This window comes from Jeotgalibacillus terrae (assembly GCF_016908195.1).
GTDB lineage: Bacteria > Bacillota > Bacilli > Bacillales > Jeotgalibacillaceae > Jeotgalibacillus > Jeotgalibacillus terrae.
Genome location: NZ_JAFBDK010000007.1, coordinates 209391 through 230286 on the forward strand (window position 1 = coordinate 209391; position 20896 = coordinate 230286).

13 protein-coding genes and 1 riboswitch are annotated in these 20896 nt (G+C 44.2%); of the genes, 6 read left to right on the forward strand and 7 right to left on the reverse strand.

The features are described from left to right. Nucleotides 1-143 precede the first annotated feature (143 nt). Nucleotides 144-1268 (forward strand): glycosyltransferase family protein, encoded by a 1125-nt coding sequence (locus JOD21_RS09345; protein WP_204729348.1) that lies wholly within the window; start codon nucleotides 144-146, stop codon nucleotides 1266-1268. Nucleotides 1269-1860: 592 nt separating this feature from the next. Here the strand turns inward: JOD21_RS09345 and JOD21_RS09350 are convergent. Beyond that, complete coding sequence (locus JOD21_RS09350; RefSeq protein ID WP_204729349.1) at nucleotides 1861-3645, reverse strand: S9 family peptidase; 1785 nt, start codon at nucleotides 3643-3645, stop codon at nucleotides 1861-1863. A gap of 455 nt (nucleotides 3646-4100) precedes the next feature. After that, a riboswitch (FMN riboswitch) is annotated at nucleotides 4101-4235 on the forward strand. A gap of 132 nt (nucleotides 4236-4367) precedes the next feature. Here JOD21_RS09350 and JOD21_RS09355 point away from each other — a divergent pair. From JOD21_RS09355 to JOD21_RS09365, 3 genes are all read left to right on the forward strand, one after another. Further along, complete coding sequence (locus JOD21_RS09355; RefSeq protein ID WP_204729350.1) at nucleotides 4368-4949, forward strand: ECF transporter S component; 582 nt, start codon at nucleotides 4368-4370, stop codon at nucleotides 4947-4949. Nucleotides 4950-5206: 257 nt separating this feature from the next. Continuing rightward, nucleotides 5207-6433, forward strand: coding sequence for a peptidase T (pepT, locus tag JOD21_RS09360; protein ID WP_204729351.1), 1227 nt, complete (start codon nucleotides 5207-5209; stop codon nucleotides 6431-6433). Nucleotides 6434-6451: 18 nt separating this feature from the next. Then, nucleotides 6452-6652, forward strand: a complete 201-nt coding sequence (locus JOD21_RS09365; RefSeq protein ID WP_204729352.1) for a hypothetical protein — start codon at nucleotides 6452-6454, stop codon at nucleotides 6650-6652. A 220-nt stretch (nucleotides 6653-6872) separates the two neighbouring features. Here JOD21_RS09365 and JOD21_RS09370 read toward each other — a convergent pair whose 3' ends face one another. Both JOD21_RS09370 and JOD21_RS09375 read right to left on the reverse strand, forming a co-directional pair. Continuing rightward, nucleotides 6873-7409 carry a hypothetical protein gene (locus tag JOD21_RS09370; protein ID WP_204729353.1) on the reverse strand — a complete coding sequence of 179 codons (537 nt, stop codon included), beginning with the start codon at nucleotides 7407-7409 and terminating at the stop codon, nucleotides 6873-6875. A 10-nt stretch (nucleotides 7410-7419) separates the two neighbouring features. Next, nucleotides 7420-8598, reverse strand: coding sequence for a ParM/StbA family protein (locus JOD21_RS09375; protein WP_204729354.1), 1179 nt, complete (start codon nucleotides 8596-8598; stop codon nucleotides 7420-7422). 336 nt (nucleotides 8599-8934) lie between these two features. Here JOD21_RS09375 and JOD21_RS09380 point away from each other — a divergent pair, with 336 nt between their 5' ends. Beyond that, entirely contained in the window at nucleotides 8935-9543 is a 609-nt protein-coding gene (locus JOD21_RS09380; protein WP_204729355.1) for a YIP1 family protein, read from the forward strand. A gap of 39 nt (nucleotides 9544-9582) precedes the next feature. Here the strand turns inward: JOD21_RS09380 and JOD21_RS09385 are convergent, their stop codons facing one another. The 4 genes from JOD21_RS09385 to gltB form a co-directional block, all read right to left on the reverse strand. Further along, entirely contained in the window at nucleotides 9583-11016 is a 1434-nt protein-coding gene (locus tag JOD21_RS09385; protein ID WP_204729356.1) for a DEAD/DEAH box helicase, read from the reverse strand. A 105-nt stretch (nucleotides 11017-11121) separates the two neighbouring features. Further along, entirely contained in the window at nucleotides 11122-13155 is a 2034-nt protein-coding gene (locus JOD21_RS09390; RefSeq protein ID WP_239581515.1) for a catalase, read from the reverse strand. A gap of 583 nt (nucleotides 13156-13738) precedes the next feature. Then, nucleotides 13739-15226, reverse strand: a complete 1488-nt coding sequence (locus tag JOD21_RS09395) for a glutamate synthase subunit beta (RefSeq protein WP_204729357.1) — start codon at nucleotides 15224-15226, stop codon at nucleotides 13739-13741. Nucleotides 15227-15244: 18 nt separating this feature from the next. Then, nucleotides 15245-19822, reverse strand: a complete 4578-nt coding sequence (gene gltB / locus JOD21_RS09400; protein ID WP_204729358.1) for a glutamate synthase large subunit — start codon at nucleotides 19820-19822, stop codon at nucleotides 15245-15247. A gap of 447 nt (nucleotides 19823-20269) precedes the next feature. On the opposite strand from gltB, the gene JOD21_RS09405 reads away from it, so the two are divergent. After that, the gene (locus JOD21_RS09405; RefSeq protein WP_204729359.1) at nucleotides 20270-20734 is read left to right on the forward strand and encodes a glutathione peroxidase; all 465 of its coding nucleotides are present in this window, start codon (nucleotides 20270-20272) and stop codon (nucleotides 20732-20734) included. Nucleotides 20735-20896: the final 162 nt, after the last annotated feature.

The following is a 20896-nucleotide window of genomic DNA, read 5'->3' on the forward strand; positions in this document are numbered from 1 at the left end:
GTAATTTGATTCTAGTTTAATTCATTTGAAAAGAAATTACTACACCATTCGTTCTTTATGTAGAATATTTTCTGTAAACATCTTCTTTTTTTTATCAAAATTCTTTATAATGAACAAAACAACAACACAAAAGGAGTGATTTGATGAAAATACTGCTGCTTGGCGTACAAAAAATCAAATTTATGCCCTACATCGACTTTTACCTGAGTAACCTGGACACCGAACAACACGATATTCACTTATTGTATTGGAACCGTGATGAAAAAGAGGATGTCGCAATTGCTGAAAATATCACGCTTCATGAATTCTCTCATGTGCAGGAAGATGAAGTGTCAAAGATCAGAAAGATGAAAGGGTTCATTAAATATCGCAGGCGCGCACTTGAACTGATCAAAAAAGAGCAGTTTGACTTTATTATTATTCTTAATACAGCAACCGGTTTTCTCGTACAGGATATCTTATGGAGAAGTTACCGGAAGAAATATATTTATGACTACAGAGACCCTACTCACGAGAACTTATTCTGGTACAAGTGGCTGGTAGGAAGAATCGCGAAGCATTCTCATATAACTTTTGTCAGCTCGGACGGTTTCAGAAAATTTCTGCCTTCATACGGGCACATTCACACTTCACATAACCTGATTTCTGAAGCACTGCTTAAAAGGGAGATCAGAAACCAGCAGCAGAGAACTCAACATCCTGTCAGAATACGCTATTGGGGCATGATCAGAGATGAGGAAATGAATAAAGCACTGATTAAGAAACTTGCTAATGATCCAAGATTCGAGCTTCATTACAATGGAAGAATGCAAAAAACAGGGAAAAACCTTCAGAATTTTTGCGGAGAGCAACAAATCAGCAATGTATTTTTTCATGGCTCCTATCTGCCTGATGAGCGCTATCAGTTTATAGAAGAAACAGACATTCTTCATAATGTGTATAAAGAGGATAAGTTGTTGTCCCAGGCGATGGGAAACAAGTTTTATGATGGAATTATTCATTATATTCCTCAGATCTTCACAGCAGGTTCTTTCATGGGAAGAAAAGGTTCAGCAACCGGAACTGGAATTGAGTATAACCCCCATGATCCTGATTTTGCTGACAAGCTGTACCATTATTACACTTCGATGAACTGGAATGACTTTATCAGGAACTGTGACAGCTGCCTGGATCAGGTTCTGACTGAGTATTCACAGGGACAGCAGTTGTTGTGGAATATATTTGATACTCAACCCGAATCCGTACAGCCCTCAAAAGCAACATCGTGAATAGAAAAGCGGAGGGCGCTCGTTCAGCTCTGACAGGCATAAGACGCAGAGCGGAAAACGGGCGCTCTTTCCCGTTTACCGGTTTGTGGCTTATGACCCGAAGAGCTAGCGCCTGAAGCTAGACAACTCGAAATGCTGAAGCGCCTTGGGCAGGTCCGACAAGCATAAGACGCACTGAGAGAAATGGGCGACTTTTCCCATTTTCTCAGGGTGACTTATGACTCGAGGGCCTAGGCGCTGAAGCTGGACAACTCGAAAAGCGGAGGGCGCTCGTTCAGCTCTGACAGGCATAAGACGCAGAGCGGAAAACGGGCGCTCTTTCCCGTTTACCGGTTTGTGGCTTATGACCCGAAGAGCTAGCGCCTGAAGCTGGACAACTTGAAATGCGGAGGGCGCTCGGTCAGCTCTGACAGGCATAAGATGCAGAGCGGAAAACGGGCGCTCTTTCCCGTTTACCGGTTTGTGGCTTATGACCCGAAGAGCTAGCGCCTGAAGCTGGACAACCCGAAATGCTGAAGCGCCTTGGGCAGGCCCGACAAACATTAGACGCATACAAAAGGGCCGGGACATATTTGTCTCAGCCCTCTTCATATTAATCTATATACTGATCAAAAAACGCCAGTACTTCCTCATATACTTTCATTTCATTCGCTTTCTTCGAGAAGCCATGCCCTTCATCATCAAGTACGAGGTATTTCACGTCTCTTCCCTTTCCTTTCAGCGCTTCAACAATCTGATCCGACTCAGCTTTCACAACGCGCGGATCTTTTGCGCCCTGGATCACAAACATCGGCTTTGTCATTGAATCAAGGTATTCAATCGGTGAGTCTTCAGTCAGCTTTTCTTTATCCTCAACCGGATCTCCCACCCACTGCTTCATGACAGGCTTCCAGTGCTCCGGTACTGATTCGATAAAGCTGAACAGGTTACATGGCCCGAAGATATCAACGACTGCTTTAAAGTAATCCGCATGACGGCCGTGCAGGAGCAGTGCCATATATCCGCCATAGCTACCGCCCATCAGCAATACTTTATCACGGTCAGCAAGTCCTTTTTTGAACAGGTACTCAAGACCCTCGATATTATCCAGGCGTGGGCCGTGACCCCAGTCACCTTCAACCATTTTAGAGAATTTCAGTCCGTATCCGGTTGATCCTCTGAAGTTAGGCGTGAAAATGCTGTAGCCCCGGTAGACAAGGAACTGGAACAGTGAACGGAACGTCGCACGTTCTGCTGCCTGCGGTCCGCCGTGCGGCCATAAAATCACATGACCATTGCTGTTTTCAGGCTTTGCTTTGAAAAACTGCGCTTCAATGTCAAGCCCGTCAAATGACTTGTATGTATGCAGCTCAGGCTCTGCCATATCTTCCTCCTTCACACCCGGCACATTATACTTTGTCAGCTGCTTCCACTGACCGTCTTTTCTCATATAAAGGTTAGCCGGTCTGACAGCTGTTCTGCCAGCTAGATACAGGTTACCTGAATCAGCCACTTTCAATCCGGCAATTTCAGTTGTCGGAATATCGATCTCATTCAGCGACTCTTCCTTCAGGTCGAATTGATACAGCTTATCTTTCACACCTTTTTCAGCGCGGATATACAAGCTGTTTGATGACTGATCATAATGGACTGAATCAAAATCCTCTTTCTCAATGGCAGCCACTTTTTCAAATGACTCATTTTCAAGGTTAAAGCGTGCCAGGTAAGAGAAATCTTCACCGTAGTTCGTTGTAAAATAGATCAGTGTGTCCGAAACGAATTCCACACCTGAGACTGTATGTTGTTCTTCACGATCCGGTGTCAGATACACTTCCTGACCATCTTTTTTCACAAAAGCAAGCACATAGGTGTTGGCATAATGTTTTACATAGACGAATGACTGTTCATCAGGACTTTTTGCAGAAAGATAGGTTGCTGCGTCCCCGCCTTCATGAATCACCTTTTCATCTTTTTCCTTCATATCATAACAATAGGATTTTAAGTACGTCTGATCTTCTTTTGTTGACGTATAATACAGTCTTTCCCCGTCTTTACTGAGATCAAGGCCCATATGACGGGCACCTTCATGCGTACGAACCGGCTCAAGACTCCCACCCTGCGGCGGAACAGCATAAATCTGTCCATTTTCATCACCGTCATTGTCCATGATTGCGAGAATATAGCGCCCCTGCTTATCATAAGCAAGCTGCGAACAGCTCTGGTTATGAAAGCTGAGCGGATAAGGAAAGGCATTCGGAAGATCCATCGCCCAAAGATTATATTTCCCATTCAGGTTCGTACTGAATACAAGCTGTGTCTCTTCTTTGTTCACTGTAAATGTCTGAATCCCGAATGTCTGAAAAAAGTTCTCCACATCCGGCTGTCTGAATTGAATCATATGATAAAATCCTCCTTATTTGTTTCGTCCTCCGTAATATTCTAGTTAGTTGTGTAAAAGTCCTTTTTTTGTCGGAAATTAGTTGTGATTGGCGGGTAGCTGCGCCAAAATGGGCGAATACGACCTTCGAGTGTGCATACACGACCTTCAACAGCGTATATACGACTCTCAATCCGGGTGTATCGGACCCTGGCTAAGTGCAATACGAGCATCGCTAGCACTCACAAGACCTCCGGCAATTGACACACCCTTTACATGCACTTCGGAAAAAGTCCCTTCAGTTTCTTAAAGGCATGAAGAAGGTGCGTCTGTGCAGCCCGTGCGGATGCTACTACAGCTGATTCCAGTCTTACTGCAGCTGCGGAGCAAAATACTGCAACCTGCAGCTACCCCAAAACTTTTAAATTGAATAACTATTCACTCTACGCTATACTAAAATCCTAAACTAAATATCGTTCCATCTTCAGGGCAGGGTGAAATTCCCGACCGGCGGTAAATGTAAGAATGAGCCCGCGAGCGAATAGGGAGCTATTTGCTGACTCCGTGAAAACCGGAGGCCGACAGTATAGTCTGGATGGGAGAAGATGGAGGCATGTAAAGGATCTGTGTAAAAGCGACCCTTTATTTCGTGCTGAATTCTCCCTGCTGATTGCGCCGAATCTGCAGGGTTTATTTGTGTACGATGCCGAAACTTCTGTGTGGAACGAGGACAGGAGCTACTCATGTTAAAAAACACACAACTTTTAGTTAAGCTGTCTATGCTTAGCGCTGTGGCATTTTTGCTGATGATGCTCAATTTTCCACTTCCGTTTTTACCGGAATTTTTGAAAATTGACTTCAGTGACGTGCCTGCTTTACTTGCAGCGATTCTCTTCTCACCAATGGCTGGTGTTGTTGTAGAAGCGCTGAAAAACATTCTGTACTATCTATTTAAAGGGAGCGGCGTCCCGATCGGGGAACTCTCAAACTTCATTGCAGGCTGTGCATTTATCCTGCCTGTCGCGTTTTTCTATCATAAACGCAAAACAAAAGGTGCACTGGCAAAAGGGCTGATTGCAGGAACTGTTCTAATGGTTCTGCTGCTTGCAGTATTAAATTACTTTTTAATCCTGCCTGCATACGCCTGGTTCTTCGGAATGGATTATATGCTTGATCCGGCAGTAAAACTGGGTCTGACAACCGGCGCAATTATTCCGTTTAACCTGATCAAATCAGCCTGTGTCGCAGCACTATTTATTCCTTTATTCGTCAAATTAAAACCATGGATCCGGCAGCAGTCACTGCAGAGCGGACCAATATCATAATCAAAGCATCGGCAGCCCATTAGGCTGACCGGTGCTTTTTCATGTATAATATAAATTATATTAAAGTTAGTTGATGTTTCAATACAGCTGTGATTTGAGCGTAAGGGGGTGACTCCAGCGGGAGCAGACGGACAGGTGAGACCCCGCAGTGCGGAGCACGAGGAGGCTCACCGCCGGCCCCGCGGAAAGCATCCCCCTGTAGCGAAAATCAGCAGCCAATTTTACAGAACCATATTAAAAATCCAGGAGGCATTCTCATGCAACAGAAATTAATGGACCGCTTGATTACATATGCAAAAATAGATACACAGTCGAACCCCGACTCCCCTTCAACACCTTCAACTGAAAAGCAGTGGGATCTGCTGCGTCACTTAGAAGCCGAGTTAAAAGAAATCGGTCTTGAAGAAGTCGAAGTGGATGACCATGGCTACCTGATGGCTACATTGCCTGCCAACACTGAAGGCGACATTCCGACAATCGGCTTCCTGGCTCACGTAGATACAGCGACTGACTTCACCGGAACAAACGTGAATCCTCAGGTCGTACAATACGAAGGCGGGGGCATTCCTTTAAATGATAAAGTCACCATGTCACCAGCTGAATTTCCTGAGCTGAGCAAATATAAAGGCCATACCCTGATTACAACTGACGGAACAACCCTTTTAGGTGCAGATAATAAAGCAGGGATTGCTGAAATCGTGACTGCAATGGAACATCTGATTCAAAACCCTGAGATCAAACATGGGAAAATCCGTGTTGCATTTACTCCGGATGAAGAAATCGGACGCGGACCGCATAAGTTTGATGTAGAAAGGTTTGGTGCTGACTATGCCTATACGATTGATGGCGGCCCCCTTGGCGAACTTCAGTATGAAAGCTTTAACGCTGCAGGCGCTAAGCTGACAATCCACGGTACAAACGTTCACCCGGGTACCGCTAAAAATAAAATGGTCAACTCGCTGAAGATTGCAATGGAGTTGAATCAATTGCTTCCTCTTGATGAAGCACCTGAATTCACTTCAGGCTATGAAGGCTTCTTTCATTTAATGCAAATGAACGGAGACGTTGAGAAAACGGAGCTTCAATACATTATCCGCGATCACGACCGTGACAAGTTTGAAAAGCGCAAATCAACATTGCAGCGTGTTGCTGATGAAGTGAATGCGAAGCATGGAAATGGAACAGTAGAACTGACGATAGAAGATCAGTACTATAACATGCGTGAAAAAATTGAGCCCGTCAGTTTTATTGTCGACATTGCTGAAGAAGCAATGAAATCACTTAATATTGAAGCGATTATTGAACCAATCCGTGGTGGAACAGACGGCTCTCAACTATCTTATATGGGGCTGCCGACACCTAATGTATTTACAGGCGGTGAAAACTTCCACGGGAAATTTGAGTATATCTCTGTGGATAACATGGAAAAAGCTTCACAAGTGATCGTGGAGATCGCAAAACGTTTTCCACATGTGGATAAGTAATAGAGAAAGGAGACCATTGTGGACTTAAGAAAACTTGATCTAATTTTAAGCGTTGTATTACTTATTAACTCGATCCGGATTTTTTATCTGATCGCGACAAATGATGATCCGGTGCCATTTGATTATATGGTCCTTTTCTTCTCTACAGTTGGAGCTGTGATTTTATTTATGAACAGCCGCCGCAGGAAAATGAAAGAAGAAGGCCGTCTGGAAGAGTAACGGTAATTTCAAATAACCTTTAAACGAGAGTGAGACATTACATGTCCATTCTCGTTTTGTTTTTCGCTCTGTAAAGAGTACTATTGCTTTTCACTATAATCACCATCTTTGCAATAGAACGTCAGACTTTAACATCATATGTTTTTTAATTATATTCAATTATATGTAAATTAATTAAAATTAAAAAGGAATCTATTCCAATAGATCCCTTTTTAATCATTTATTTATTCATTTTATCCAAGAAACTTCCTAATAAATCATCTAAATCTTCTTCTTTATCCTCCTGAACCTCTTCACGCTCAATTTGTATTGAATCAATCTGGTCCAAATCGTCGTATTCCGGTTCCGGCTGAGGTTTAGGATCAGGAGTTGTTTCAACAGGCGGCTCATCCTCCTGAAGATACAATGCTTCATCCACAGATAACGATGTGCTGTTCATTGATGCCAGTATAGCTGTTGCTCTGACAGGGTCGTTAAGCAGCTGATAGACGATATTGCCAAGCAGTGCCTCTGAATGCGCATGTCTGAGCCACGAGCGCTGTTCTTTAGATAGCTGCTTAGGAAGAGGGACAGTGATTGTCTCTCTTTCTTTTTGACTGTTTTTACCCAGTCCTTCAAGTGCAAACTCAGCAACTTTACTTGAAAAGTTCCGATTTTCGCTTTCTTTCAGCTTTTGCAGTTCACGCAATAAATGATCTGGTGTATCAGAAGGGAGGCGAAATGTAATTGCCTGGCCCTTCTTGATCGAACCACTCATTTAATACACCTTATTTAGAAGCTGCTTTCGCTTCTGGCTTTTTCTGAGCAGCTTCCTTATTGTTTTTGCGCACAAAATCACTGATTAGCTTGTGGTAGGCGTTAGCCATCATCCAGATGCTTTCTTTTTCATCCTCAAAGAAGTCGATATTGTATCCGTCCAGGTTGTTATTAAGTGTCTTAAGATAGTCTTTTAACACCATTGAACCACCGCCAACGAAGTAGCAGATTTCTGTCTGTGAGTTCTTTGCCCATACATTGCGCAGGTGACGGTATTCTTTCTTTGCAAGGTCCAGAAGAATACGGTCTGTGATGTCGTGTACGCTTGTGCGTGAACCTTTTACCATGATGTGGTTGCGATCATTTTTCTTCGTAATGATGTCTACTACATCACGGCGCGTATCAAGCTCGACACCATGACGTGAACGGATTTCCTCACGAATTGCTTCGAGTGACTCAGATACGCCAAGGTTGAAGCCCTGAGCCTTATCATCATCTACGTTACGGTTTCTGATTACAGCAATGTCAGTGGAAAGTCCACCGATATCCTGGATCAGAATCTGCTTGTCAATCAGGTCACGGTTAATGATTTTGCCTTCGTTATCCATGACAAGGTTAATAAACGCAGCAAAACCTTCCGGATATACTTTTACTTCTTCAAACTTGATGTTTACTTTCTTACCTTGAAACTTAGGTGTCACCAGGAATTCAACCTGATGTACAGAGCCGAGCAGCTGAGAACGGAAGCCTACATCTTTTCCTTCTTTTACTTCTCTTAACGGAAGCCCCGTACCCAGTGTATATGTTGCATCCACTACGTTATTTTTTGCTTCAAAACCACTTTCTTCACGTGCTGCATCAAGGGCAATGCTTGCAAACAGCATAACAAGTGACTGGTCTTCTTCAGACTTGCTGCTTCCCGGGTCCAGCTCAGTTGCGTTATCACTCTTAGTTGCAAGGTTACCTACACGGTAAATCGCGTTATTGTCCTGCAGGGCAGGGGAGTGAACGCGGATATGTAAGCCATCAAGCGGATCTTTCTGGTGAAGGTCCTCAATACCAATAACCGGACGATCTTCACGGTCTCTTGCAATGACGTTAGGGATATTTAGTTCATAATCAGATTTTCCAAATAAAGCTTTTACTGAATCATTACCAACATCTACTGCTGCAATTCTTGTGTTATTCATAACATCCTCCTGGTTAACGTTAAATTTCTACGGGTTTACCCGCTCTTACCTACTTTATATAAGAGAGGCTTTGACGTCAATCAAACATAAGTACTGAAAAATCTGACTTGATGTATACAAAAACGAATACATGTTTACAAAAGCGTATACATACTTATATATCAACATGTATACACAATTGTGTACATGTATACGTTATTGTAAACATAATGTATACAAATTGTTTACATGTGTACGAATTTGTATACATACAATTCGTTATCTAAAATCCGGAAAAACATGAAACTAAATACCAGTGTAAATCGTATGAATAATTAAGAAGAAAGGAGCTTGTAAATGAATCCGATCATTTCAGTTTGGCGGGAACCGAAGAAAACTACGCAGTATATGCTCGATCATAATAAATCAACCTATTCGTTAATTTTATTTGCGATATCAGGGATAGGAATTGTGCTGAATGCACTTCAGGAAAGCGGAACAATGAATGATATTCCATTTTTGTATGTAGTTTTAATATTTCTGGCAGGGGCTCCGATAGCAGGTATACTATCGTTTTATATCAATGTTGGGTTAAATACAATCGTCGGGAGATGGCTTGGAGGTACAGCTAATGCGAAAAGAATGAAAAAGGCTGTAGGTGTCACTGTTATACCAAACCTTTATTTAACGGCTATTACAGCAGTATTTGCAATCGTTTATGGACCACAGTTTTTCGAAACACCAGGGTTTCAGGAGATATCATCACTGCCTACTACTGCTGCTGTAATCCTTGGCGCATTCACTCTCCTCATCAGTATCTGGCAGCTGATCGTAACTAGTAAAGCGTTAGGCATCATCCATGAATTCTCCAGCTGGAGAGGACTGGGTGTAACATTAATTGGCGGGATATTGATCACTGCTATTATTATCCCTATTGTTACTGCTTTTGTACTGATGAATATGTAAAAATCCGAGACAAACACTGTCTCGGATTTTTTCGGGTTATTATTTCTTCGCAGGGTACACTTTCAGTTTTTTCCCTTTGATCGTAGTTTCTTTTAATGCAGCAATCACTTTATGACCCTTACCATTATGAATTTCAATAAAAGAACAGGTCGGTTCGATCGTAATAATGCCTATATCTTCAGCCTCAACGCCGCTTATCGCAGTAATTGTACCTACAAAGTCGCCTGCTCTCAGCTTTTTCTTTTTACCGCCGTTCACATAAATCTTCAGGATATCCTCACTGACCTTTTCAATCGCTGCAGTTTTTCTTTCCAGCTGTTCATCCATTTTAGCCCAAAATGCAGCAATATCAGCGGGCGGCACTGCGTCCATTTCAATAAGATTCGCATTGGAATAGTCAATAATCGACGCAAGACGCTCTTCTTCACGTCCTGCCTCTACAAACGATACAACTTTTCCGCTCTTCCCTGCCCTGCCTGTTCTGCCGCTTCTATGTGTATAAGCAGGCAGCTCCAATGGCAGATCATAGTTTACAACCAGCGAGACATTCGCTACATCAATTCCCCTTGCAGCAATATCTGTTGCAATCAGATAACGGAAGTCTCCTCTTTTGAATTCATTCATCACATCAAAACGCTCTTCCTGTACCATTCCCCCATGTATTTTATCGCATGAATAGCCTGCGCGGTCGAGCCGTTCAGTCAGCTCATCCGTCCGATCCTGCGTCCGGCAGAAAATCATACACGTGTCAGGGTTTTCACTCATCGTGACCTGTTTTAAAAGTTCAAACTTCTGCTTTTCATCTGTTTTCATATAAAGATGCTGAATCAAATCCTCCACTTTGTGCTCAGAAGCGATCTCGAAGCGCTCAGGCGATTTCAGCCACTTAGCAGCCAATGACTCTACTTCTTCAGAAAAAGTCGCTGAGAAGAGCGCTGTGACTCTCTCTTTTGGCATAAATGCCATAATCGATTCCACCTGCTCGACAAATCCTCTGTTAAACAGCTCATCTGCTTCATCAATGATGACGTATTTAAGTTTTGAAGGATCAAATGTCCCTTTTTCTAAATGATCGAGCAGTCTGCCTGGTGTACCGGAAATGATATGCGTTTTTTGTTTCAGTTCAAGCTTCTGCTTAGCAAATGGCTGTCTCCCGTATAAAGCAGTGGCTTTTATACGTTTGAACCGGCCGATTGCAAGTGCATCAAGGCGCACCTGGTCAGCAAGTTCACGTGTCGGCGTAATAATCAGGGCCTGCGGTTTATTTTCTTCCCAGTCAATCTGATCACATAGCGGTATCGCATAAGCAGCTGTCTTTCCGCTCCCTGTCTGCGCTTTAGCCATCAGGTCATGCCCTTTAGTCAGAGCCGGGATTACCTGCTCCTGCACCTCTGTGGGTGATATATATGAAAGTTTCTCAAGTGAGTCCTGAATAGAGGGACTAAGGTTAAATTGTTGCCAGTTTTTCGTCATGTGGTACTCCTTTAAAAGTGATTCTGTTAGTATACCACGGACCCAAAAGAAAAAAACTGCCCGGCGCCGGAATAGCGCTGAGCAGTTTTTGTTAAAACAATTAAATTATACTTCTCTGTTCCAGTGACGGTGTGCTTTGATTGCTTCAATAAATGAATGAGTGAAGCTGTCTGCATCATTGCCGTGAACAACACCCGGGCTGTCTGCAATATCATTGGCTTCAAGCCACTTTGTACCTTCATGGGTGGCACCAATCGGCTTGAAGTGCATGAACGCTTCATTCAGGAAGTAAGAAGTGGTCTGTACAAACTTTTTGCTCAGATCCTTACCGCCTACAGCGTAAAGTGCATCATAGAGTACAGAGTCAGCTGTCAGGAAGGTCTGATCCACTTTAAGTTCAGAACCATCTGACCCCTTCAGCATGCCCATAGATTCACTGACCACTTCTACTTCAGCACCTTCTGCTTCAAGCTTTTCAATGATTGAAGGTACATTACCTTCAAAACCATCTCCGGCGATCAGCAATACCTTACGTGTTGCTGCAGATTTAACCGTATTCTCCTGACTTAGTGCAGGTGAGGATTTTGTTACGCCTGTATCACTGCCTGTCGGAGCTTCAACACCAATGTTTTTCGCCACTTCAGTTGCAAGTTCCATGCTTACATTCGCGAACATATCCACTACCTGCCGGCGCACTGACTCGCTCTTACACTTCCCAAGCTCAAAACTGAATGCATTTTTGATATGTTCCTTTTCAGGTGCACTCATACTGTTCCAGAAAAGTGTAGCTTGAGAAAAGTGATCCTTAAAGCTGTCACTCCGCGCACGGACTTTACGCCCTTCCATCTTCTCCTGATAGTGTTCAAATCCGCCTTCTTCAGGTGTGGCTGGTTCTGGCGTGTTATTTGCAAGTGAGTTTTTATGATAACTTACCTGACCCTTATTAATCGTCTGTCTGCCGTAGCCATCACGCTGGTTATTATGGAATGGACATACAGGGCGGTTAATTGGGATTTCATGAAAGTTAGGTCCACCCAAACGGATCAACTGTGTATCTGTATACGAGAACAGACGTCCCTGAAGTAGTGGATCATTAGTGAAATCAATCCCCGGCACCAGATGACCAGGATGGAATGCCACCTGCTCCGTCTCAGCAAAGAAGTTATCCGGGTTACGGTTCAGTGTCATTTTACCAACAATGCGTACCGGCACATCCTCCTCCGGCCAAAGCTTTGTAGGGTCTAATACGTCAAAATCAAACTTGAATTCATCTTCCTCAGAAACCAGCTGAACACCCAGCTCAAATTCAGGATAGTCTCCGTTTTCAATAGATTCAAAAAGGTCCGCTTTATGGAAGTCAGGATTTTTACCATTCAGTTTCTGTGCCTCATCCCATACAACTGAATGCGTACCGAGTACCGGCTTCCAGTGGAATTTGACAAAATGTGCTTTTCCTTCTGCGTTAACAAAACGGAAAGTATGAACACCGAAGCCTTCCATCATCCGCAGACTTCGCGGAATCGCACGGTCAGACATTGTCCACATGACCATGTGGGCAGATTCCTGGTTATTTGCTACGAAATCCCAGAATGTATCGTGAGCTGAAGCTGCCTGCGGAATTTCATTGTGCGGCTCAGGCTTCACTGCATGTACAAGATCCGGAAATTTAATCGCATCCTGAATAAAGAATACCGGGATGTTATTTCCTACAAGGTCATAGTTCCCTTCTTCTGTGTAAAACTTCGTAGAGAACCCTCGTGCGTCACGTGCAAGGTCTGCTGAACCCTTAGATCCTGCAACGGTTGAGAAACGGACGAATACAGGTGTTTTTCTCGAAGTATCTGTTAAAAATCCTGCTTTCGTTACATCTTCAAGTGATTCATATAATTCAAACTCACCGTGGGCACCAGATCCTCTGGCATGCACAATTCGCTCAGGAATACGCTCATGGTCAAAGTGAGTCATTTTTTCTCTGAATTGAAAGTCTTCAAGAAGGGTTGGTCCTCTTACCCCAGCCTTTAGTGAAAATTCGTCTTCTGATATTTTAAGCCCCTGATTGGTTGTCATCTTTTTACCGGAGTCGTCTGTTGTAAACTGTTCGAGCTGTTGTTGTTTCTTATTCGGGTTTTCGTTGCTCAATGTTATTCCTCCTTATGTAAATATGTGATGAAACTGCCTTTATCTGTTTCCCTGTTAGTTGTTTCGACAAACAGTTTTTTCCGAAAAATTTCGAAAATAAAAGAACCCGGACAAATGTCTCAGGTTCTTAATCGTTTCGCTACGCTTCAGGCGGACGCTTTCCGCATGGGTGCGCCGGTATGTGGCGCCATCCCGCCTACTCGGCTTCGCCTGCGGGGTCTCACCAGTCCGACTTATCCTGCTGGAGTCGCCGCCTTCCGCTCCGCTGCACTAAGATTTCAATAAAAATATAGTTCAACTTAACAAAAGAGATTGTTTGGTTCATACCCATTTTAACAATCGTAAATAAATTCGCTTCAAATAGAAAAGAAGGTGAAACTCATTTACTTGAGCTTCACCTTCTTTTTATCACTTAATATGATCGCTATACCCAGGTTCATTGTAGCGGAAGGTGGGGGACTCCGGGACGATTAGAGGGAAGCTGAGACCCCGCAACCGAAGGTGAGGAGGCTCAGCAACCTCCGTCCGGAAAGCCTCCCGCCTGAAGCGGAAATGAACCGGTTTAGATATACATTACAGTGTTTTAAGGTAATACTGTCGCGCCCATCAGGTAGCGGTCACATTCGCGTGCTGCTTCACGGCCTTCGTTGATTGCCCAGACAATCAGACTTTGTCCGCGTCTCATGTCACCTGCTGAGAAGACACCTTCAACGTTGGTACGATAGTCTCCGTATTCAGCTTTAACAGTAGAACGCTCTGTTGTTTCAAGCTCAAGCTGCTTGATCAAGCCCTGTTCCGGTCCGCTGAATCCGATCGCAAGCAGGACAAGGTCTGCTTTCCAGACTTTCTCAGTACCTGGAATCGTTTCACGGATACGGTTGCCGTTTTCATCAATGCGAAGCTTTACGTTAATCGTGTGTACTTCCTTAACGTTGCCATTTTCATCGCCAACAAACTTAGTTGTTTGTACCGCAAATGCACGCGGGTCAGAACCGAACTTTGCAGCTCCTTCTTTCTGACCGTACTCAATACGGTGAACGATCGGGTACTGCGGCCATGGGTTACCCATTGCATCGCGGATTGACCCTTTTTTATCGTAAATATCAAACTGAGTCAGGCTGTTACATTCGTGACGGATTGCAGTTGCAAGACAGTCAGTTCCTGTATCACCGCCCCCGATTACAATGACATCTTTCCCTTTAGCAGAAATATAATTGCCATCTTCAAGGTTCGAATCAAGGAGGCTCTTCGTATTGGCATGAAGGAAGTCCATTGCATAATGAATACCTTTCAGGTCACGGCCTTCAGCCGGAATATCCCTGTGCACCTGCGCGCCTCCGCAAAGAATAATGGAGTCGAATTCGTCACGCAGCTTCTGTACCGGGACATTTCCACCGATTTCAGCGTTTGTTTCGAATTGAATACCTTCTTCTTTCAAAATATTCACTCGTCGCTCAACAACGGAATACGGCAGCTTCATTTCAGGAATGCCGTATGTCAGAAGACCACCTACGCGGTCACTCTTTTCAAATACAGTCACCCAGTGACCTGCTTTATTGAGCTGAGCTGCTGCAGCAAGACCTGCAGGACCTGAGCCGACAACAGCAACCTTTTTACCAGTGCGTTGTTCAGGCGGTTCAGGTACCACCCAGCCTTCATCAAAGCCGCGTTCGATAATTGAACGCTCTACTGTACGGATTGCTACAGGGTCTTCATTTATCCCCAGTACACATGCGCCTTCACACGGTGCCGGACATGCAAGACCGGTGAACTCAGGGAAATTATTTTTCTCATGTTCACGCTCAAGCGCTTCTTTCCACTTGCCCTGATAGACAAGATCGTTCCACTCAGGGATTAAATGATTAACAGGACATCCTGTCGTCTGCCCGTTAATTTCTGTTCCTGTGTGGCAGGTAGGCACGCCGCAATCCATACAGCGCGCTCCCTCAAGTTTCACTTCTTCTTCAGGCATCCGGTCAGTGTAATCTTTCCAATCCTTAATTCGTTCTTTAGGATCGCGTTCACGCTGCGAATGACGGTTATATTCCATGAATCCAGTTGCTTTCCCCATCAAATCCCTCCTTAACGATTATTGTGTGACGGCTTCACGCTTACTTTCTTCAAATGCAGTCATTTCTGCATCATCTTTTGAAGCACCGCCTTCGATTAATTCATGAATGCGCGTATTAATCTTCAGATAAGCTTCCGGTACAACGCGGATAAACTGCTCTGAATATTTCTCCCAATATGTCAGAATCCGCTTGCCGTGGCCGCTTTCTGTATATTCAACATGCTTTTCAATCATGTTATAGACGTCTTGCTTTTCCTGCTCGTCTGTCAGGTTCTCAACCAGAACAAGCTCTTCATTGCAGCGTTCTCTGAATGAGCCGCTTTCATCAAAGATATATGCGACACCACCGGACATTCCGGCTGCAAAGTTTCGGCCGGTCTCGCCAAGTACGACGACACGTCCACCTGTCATATATTCACAAGCGTGGTCTCCCACACCTTCAACGACAACTTCAGCTCCACTGTTGCGGACGCAGAAACGTTCTCCTGCTACACCGTGAATATAGGCTTCACCATCAGATGCACCATAAAAAGCAACGTTTCCGATGATGATGTTCTTTTCAGGCGGGAATGTGACAACAGGATCCGGATGAACAATAATCTTTCCGCCGGATAAACCTTTTCCGACAAAGTCATTGGCATCTCCAACCAGGCGGAGTGTCATGCCTTTAGGAATAAATGCACCAAAACTCTGACCCGCTGAACCTTTAAAGGTAAAGTTAATTGTATCTTCAGGAAGCCCCTCTGCTCCGTAGCGGCGGCTGATTTCACTGCCGAGCATTGATCCGGTTACACGGTTAATGTTACGGATTGCTGTTGTAAAGAAGACTTTTTCACCTTCTTCAATCGCTTTTCTTGCCTGAGGAATTAATTCCTGATAATCAAGTGTTTTCTCAAGTCCGTGATCCTGATTCTGCATATGATAACGGCCAACTTTTGCCGGAAGATCCGGTGAGTAAAGCAGTGGAGACAAATCAATATCTCCAGCTTTCCAGTGTTCGATATCAGGGTTACGCTCAAGGAAATCTGTGCGACCGATCATTTCGTTCACTGTTCTGAATCCAAGCTCAGCCATGATTTCACGCGTTTCCATTGCGATAAAGCGCATAAAGTTCGCTACGTGCTCAGCGTCTCCTGTGAACTTTTTACGGAGCTCAGGGTTCTGCGTAGCAACACCAACCGGACATGTATCCAGGTGGCAGACACGCATCATGATACAGCCAAGTACAACAAGTGGTGCTGTTGAGAAGCCATATTCTTCTGCACCAAGCAGTGAAGCCATCACGACGTCACGGCCGGTCATCATCTTCCCGTCTGTCTCAATCACGATACGGTCACGAAGGCCATTAAGCAGCAGGGTCTGATGCGTTTCGGCAAGACCGATCTCCCATGGCAGACCTGTATGCTTCAGACTTGTTCTCGGAGCAGCACCTGTACCGCCGTCGTATCCGCTGATCAAAACAAGATCAGCGCGCCCTTTTGCCACACCGGCAGCGATTGTTCCAACGCCGACAGCTGAGACAAGCTTCACACTAATACGTGCACTTGGATTGGCATTCTTCAGGTTATGAATCAGTTCAGCCAGGTCTTCAATCGAGTAAATATCGTGATGCGGCGGTGGTGAAATCAGCTCAACGCCTGTTGTGGAACCACGTACTTCTGCAATCCATGGATATACTTTTTTACCAGGCAGGTGTCCGCCTTCACCCGGCTTTGCACCCTGGGCTACTTTAATCTGAATTTCATCAGCGTTGACAAGATAGTGACTCGTTACGCCAAAGCGTCCCGATGCAACCTGCTTGATTGCACTTCTGCGTGAATCTCCGTTTGGTGACGGCTTAAAGCGTTCCGGTGATTCCCCGCCTTCACCCGAGTTACTGCGTCCGCCGATACGGTTCATCGCAATCGCAAGTGCCTCATGTGCTTCCTGGGAAATCGATCCATAACTCATCGCACCTGTTTTGAATCTGCGGCAGATTGCCTCTACAGATTCCACTTCTTCAAGCGGGATTGACTGTCCTTTTTTGAATCTCATCAGCCCTCTCAGTGACTGAAGGTTAGCACCTTCTCCTGAAAGCAGCTTTGAGTATTTTTTAAATGTCGCATAATCATTTGTTCTGCAGGCGTGCTGCAGTGTATGGATCGTGCTTGGATTGTACGTATGATCCTCACCGTTGGCACGATATTGATACTCATCGCCTGACTCAAGACTTGGCGTACCTGCACGCTTGTCTTTATATGCGCGCTCATGACGAATAAGCACTTCTTTTTCAATCATATTCATCTTAATTCCGCCGATTCTTGACGGTGTTCTTGTAAAGTATTTATCTACTACTTCAGGGTGAATGCCAAATGCTTCAAAGATTTGAGCGCCTCTGTAACTCTGGATAGTAGAGATCCCGATCTTAGACAGCACTTTAATAACACCATCCGTTGCAGCATTGATATAGTTTTCTACTGCTTCATCATATGTCTTGCCTTCAATTTCGCCTGTTTTAATCAGGTCGCGCACTGTCTCAAACGCAAGGTATGGATTGATTCCTTCCGCACCATAACCAAGAAGTGTGGCGAAATGATGTACTTCGCGCGGCTCTCCCGACTCAATCAGAATACTGACTTTTGTGCGTGTACCCTGACGGATCAGGTGGTGATGCACACCTGCAACTGCAAGGAGTGCAGGAATCGCAGCTTCACTTGAAGACACACCACGGTCAGAGAGAATCAGCAATACTTTTCCATCTGCGACTGCCTGATCAGCCTTTTCAAAAATCGCATCAAGAGCAGGCTCAAGACTGCCTTCTTTCGCATCAAACAGCGTTGAGATTGTTACGGCTCCAAAACCATCCAGATTCTGCTGGCGCAGCGATTCAAGCTGTTTGTTGTTCAGAATCGGTGTCTTCAGACGGATATGTTTACAGCTTTCAGGTCCCGGCTGTACAAGGTTTCCTTCAGGTCCGATTGTTGTCTCAACCATCGTGATCAGCTTTTCACGGATTGCATCAATCGCTGGATTCGTTACCTGTGCAAACAGCTGCTTGAAATAGTTATATAAAAGCTGTGGCTTTTTAGAGAGCACAGCAATTGGTGAGTCATAGCCCATTGATCCGACCGGATCTTTTCCTTCTGAAACAAGCGGCTTAATGATTTTATTCAGTTCTTCACGTGTATAACCGAAAGCGACCTGCTGCTCTGCAAGCGGTTCGCCTGTAATTTCAGGTGCCACTTCTGCCGGCTCATCAAGCTCTTCTAGATCCTTCATATTCGTTAGCCATTCTTTATATGGCTGCTCCGAGGCGATCTGAAGCTTCACTTCCTCATCTGGAATAATCGTGCCTTTTTCAAGGTCAACAAGCAGCATTTTCCCTGGTGTCAGACGCTCTTTGTACTCAATATCATCAGCAAAAATATCAAGCGCACCAACCTCTGAACCTAACACAATCATGCCGCTTTTTGTCACGTAATAACGCGCAGGACGCAGGCCATTTCGGTCAAGGAATGCACAGATCTGATTGCCATCTGTTGTAACCAGTGCCGCCGGGCCGTCCCAAGGCTCCATCAGTGTGCTGTGATACTGATAAAAGTCACGTTTTTCTTCGCGGATCGTACTGTCATTTGACCATGGTTCAGGTACCATCATCATGGCAGTATGCGCTAAGGAGCGTCCTGACAGATGAAGGAATTCGAATGCATTATCAAACATAGATGAATCACTGCCGTCATCATCAATGACAGGAAGAATTTTTTGCAGTTCATCTTCTTTAAAATAGTCTGAAGCGCACATTTTTTCCCGTGCACGCATCCAGTTCACATTTCCCCTGAGCGTATTAAATTCTCCATTATGAATGGTGTAACGGTTCGGGTGAGAACGTTTCCAGCTTGGGAAGGTGTTCGTACTGAAACGTGAGTGGACTAGCGCAAGCGCGGATTTGAAGTCTGGGTGATTCAAGTCAATGTAGAAAGAATCCAGCTGTTCAGGGATCAGCATCCCTTTATACACGATGGTTCTTGTTGAAAGACTGCTCACATAAACATCTTCAAAACCTTCAATAACCGGCAGTTCACGTTCGATTCTTCTGCGGATCACGAAAAGCTTGCGTTCAAAATCCATCTGATCCTTCAGATCGTCAGAAGCTTCAACAAATACCTGGCGGATCGCCGGTTTTGACTTTGTTGCCACTTTACCAACAAAGGAATCATTGATTGGTACAGGTCTCCAGCCTAAGAATCCCTGACCTTCTTCCTCGATAATCTGTTCAATCAATTCTTTACTTTTCATTCGGGTGTTATGTTCCTGAGGAAGAAAGATCATTCCTACGCCATATCTGCCTGAGTCAGGAAGGAATATATTTTCTTTTTCACATTGTTTTTGAAAAAAGCGGTGTGGGATCTGTGTCAGGATTCCGGCTCCGTCACCGGTACTTGTATCGGCTGACTGACCTCCACGGTGTTCGAGGTTACATAAAATGTTAATCGCATTCTGAACGATATTATGTGTTTTTTCCCCATTGATATTGGCAATCATACCAATACCGCAAGCTTCATGTTCGAGTTCCGGGCTGTACAGGCCCTGCGGATCCGGATAACCAGTCTTTTTCATCTAAACGTCCCCTCTCTTTTTTAAAAGTGTGAAAGTCGTTCTTCATCCGATGTGAAGAGAGGCATTTGCCCAAAGTACTTTCATTTTCGAACAAGTATATCACGAAAATAGCATTCACATAAAATTCTGATAACAAATTTTATTGCATTTTTATGAATAAAAATGAATGAAAACGCTATCATTGATAGGTTTGGCATATACATTTTTACGTTCCGTCCCTTGCTATAACTGGATTTCTTTTAAATATGAAGAAAAATTCGAAAATATTATGATTTTTTATAAAAAATCATTATGTGACATGAGAATTGCCTGTTTACTTTCCTGATGATGTCAGGTTTATGGATATCATTGGAATGGGGCTGCACATTTTCAGAAGATCAAAAGTGCGTTCTATTTTCAGTTTTGCTATGCTAAAGAAAGCGAAAAAAATAGTAGGAGGGTATACATATGAATCAGGCTTATGATTATATGGTCCGCAAAACGAATGGAGATCTGATATCACTTGATGCTTATAAAGGACAGCCGCTGCTGATTGTTAATACAGCGAGTAAGTGTGGCTATACACCTCAGTTCAAGGGACTGCAGGAACTTCATGAGGCATACCATGATAAAGGGCTGGTTGTCCTCGGATTCCCCTGCGATCAGTTTGCAAATCAGGAATTTGAAGATATTGAAGAAACGACTGAGTTCTGTCAGGTTAATTATGGCGTCACATTCCCGCTGATGGCGAAGGTAAAAGTAAACGGTGAAGGCGCAGAAAATCTTTTTACTTTTTTAAAGGATGAAGAAGGTGGAGAGATTAAGTGGAATTTCACAAAGTTTCTCGTTGATAAGAATGGTCATGTGACCGGCCGCTATGAACCTGCTGTAGAGCCTGCTGATATGAAGGATGATATTGAGAAAGTATTGTAATTTTAGCTCTGTGAAATTTGGCTGTTGATTTCCGCTCCAGGGGGAACGCTTTCCGCAGGGCGTGCGGTGAGCCTCCTGATATGAACAAAACTGTCAAGAGTGCTGCTCCCAACCCGGTTTGGATCTTTTTTAGTCCGCCCTTAAGAAACGAAGCTTTTTCAG